The following is a 2,347-nucleotide window of genomic DNA, read 5'->3' on the forward strand; positions in this document are numbered from 1 at the left end:
AACTGTTGCTGGTGGTGCGGAAGCAGGTGCCGGGAGTTTCCACACCGGCCCTCGGGAAGCGTTCGAACGGAAGGTGGCAGTAGCCACTGCCGTGGGTTGATGTCACCGAGCTACGGACTCGCCCCACTCACTGATTCTGGCGAGATCGCCGTCCACGTGGATATCGAATTCGTCCGCCATCGCCTTGGCAGTGATGCCACCACCTGGCCCCGCAGTTCTTGCAGTGCCGACCACAGCACATTCAGGGCATTCCTCCACCTTTGCGCGCGGTAGAGCTGTGTAAGGCATTTGCGCCCGGCGCGGGCTGCACGTCACGAAGGTGATCGTGCAACACGTCGGAGTGACATAGCAGGATCTGCTCGGTGAAGTAGTCACGCAACCGCTCAGCGGATTCGATGACCGGCAGGATGCGCTGAGCAGCGTAAGAGTCGTAGAGCATCCGGTGGTCTTCCAACCGATGCAGGACTTCGCGTGCCCGCTGACGGTCGATTGCCTCTCGCTGCCAGTTGAAGCCCACACCAGTCGCAGAGACGCCGGCACCCGTCAGCCTCGGTCTGGTGTCACGCCTGCGCTTCGGCCAGAACCGCATCACTGGTCACCTCCCGAGTTCTCCGGCCTCCGCCCGGGGCTGGTTGGCCGTCAGCCGGCTCGCGCAGGGGAAACACCACGGCGTGAGGGCTTCCGGGCATCGCAGATGCGAGCGGCCGCTGCCGGGCGTTCAGCCCGGCTCGACCGGCGGCAGGTGAGGGAACTGAGCGGCCATCTGCTGCCCCAGGGAGGTGAGCTGGTGCACCACCGAGGTGCCGAACCGCGCGCTGGTGGCCAGGCCCGCGTCCCGCAACACCGCCGTCTGCTTGCTCGCCGTGCCGATGGAGACCCCGACACGCCGCGCCAGCTGGGTCGTCGAGCACGGCTCGGCGAGGGCCTGCAGAACCGCCGCCCGCGTCTCCCCCAAAAGCCGCGCCAAGGCACAAGTCCCCGGGGACTGCGGCTTCCTGTCCTCGCCGACGGGAGCAGCCGGGTACACCAGCACCGGCGGCAACTGCGGATTGATCCAGGTGACCGGCGCACCGGTACAGAAGAAACTCGGGATCAGCGTGACGCCCCGCCCCGCCAGGTCGAGGTCACGGTCTTTCGGATAGCGGACCTCCAGGACCGGCGGCTGCCACCGCATCGACGGGTGCAGGGTGGTCAGCATCGCCCCCACACCGTGATCGGCCGCCTTCCGCGCTTGGACCCCCCGCTCCGCTCCCACCGCGTCAGCGATCTCGTCCCACCCCGGGGCGAGCAGTATCTGCTGGTAGGCGGTCAGTGCCTTCTCCAGTTCCCGCCGCTCCGCAGCCCGGCCGGCGGCCAGACGACGCACCCACTGAGGCGGCCTCGCCTCGCGGAACACCCGGCGCACGTCAGCCTGTAGGTCGGGCTGGGGCGTGGATTTCACTCGGTCGAGTGCAGTGGCGAAGTCGTCCGGCGCCGCCGAACGCGGGGGCGGGGTGATGAAGTCCGGAAAGTCGTGTGCGGTGGTCAGCGACATCAGAAGGTGGGCGCTGTCGCGCAGCCGGTCGGCGAGGCCGGGCCGCAACCGCTGGCGGGCGGAGGCCAGCAGCCGGGCCTGGTGAGGCCGTGTGCGCAAGTGCGGACCGGGAAGGTTCTGAAGGCGCCGCAGGCTCAGGACCAGCTCCCACATCGGATCTGCCTCCGTGATCAGCCGGACATGGCCAAGGTCCTCGGCGGCGAAGTGGATGCGCAACACCATGGGTTCCAGCTTTCGCAGACAGCAGCCCCTCAGGGCACCCGCAGAAACGGGCCCCGCTTCCAGGCTTCCACGCGCATCGTCACCAGCGTCCCCAGCCCGGAAAGTCGTCGCAAATCCACCCCTGGCTCGGTCCCCGAGCGTTCGCGCACCGACCCGCTCGGCAGCGGCACCATCTTCTTCGCGGCCGGCTTCCCGCCATTGGCCGGCTGCTCTTCGAATCCGTCCAGTTCCGCGCGACGCACGGTGCCCCGTTCCCGCAGCTCGGGATCCAGGGTGCAACGGGTCGTAGAAGGTCTCGGTGGCACAGCGAGCGGGAGAGAATCGGACGATCGAGTGCCTCCCCCGGCGGGGAGAGATCGTGGTCATGCCGCCAGGCGGGTGCCGCGGCACCAGACGGCGCGGGTATTGAGGGTGTCGCTGATGTTGCTGGTCGGGCCGCCGTCGACCAGCAGGGGGTCGGCACGGAAGCCCTCGGCGATGCGGCCCGGTCGCTTTCCACGTCCGCCGCCGGACGAGGCAGGGCAGGCTGATCGGGCCCAGCAGCCGCCACGCCGCGGTTGCCGGCACGTGGGCCTTGCCTCTGTGTGGGCC

Annotated in this window: 4 protein-coding genes; all 4 read right to left on the reverse strand. The window is 68.9% G+C overall.

The window, feature by feature from the left end; translation table 11 throughout:
* Nucleotides 1–241: 241 nt before the first annotated feature.
* Nucleotides 242–589 carry a hypothetical protein gene (locus ACFU99_RS41030; RefSeq protein WP_384403112.1) on the reverse strand — a complete coding sequence of 116 codons (348 nt, stop codon included), beginning with the start codon at nucleotides 587–589 and terminating at the stop codon, nucleotides 242–244.
* Nucleotides 590–718: 129 nt separating this feature from the next.
* Nucleotides 719–1,756 (reverse strand): helix-turn-helix domain-containing protein, encoded by a 1,038-nt coding sequence (locus tag ACFU99_RS41035; RefSeq protein ID WP_384403115.1) that lies wholly within the window; start codon nucleotides 1,754–1,756, stop codon nucleotides 719–721.
* A 29-nt stretch (nucleotides 1,757–1,785) separates the two neighbouring features.
* Nucleotides 1,786–1,998: a hypothetical protein gene (locus tag ACFU99_RS41040; protein WP_384403117.1), complete on the reverse strand. Its 213-nt coding sequence runs from the start codon at nucleotides 1,996–1,998 to the stop codon at nucleotides 1,786–1,788.
* 120 nt (nucleotides 1,999–2,118) lie between these two features.
* The coding region (locus ACFU99_RS41045) for a hypothetical protein (protein ID WP_384403120.1) at nucleotides 2,119–2,347 on the reverse strand (229 nt) is incomplete at its 5' end.

It is taken from the genome of Streptomyces sp. NPDC057654 (genome assembly GCF_042800135.1).
Taxonomy (GTDB): Bacteria; Actinomycetota; Actinomycetes; order Streptomycetales; family Streptomycetaceae; genus Streptomyces.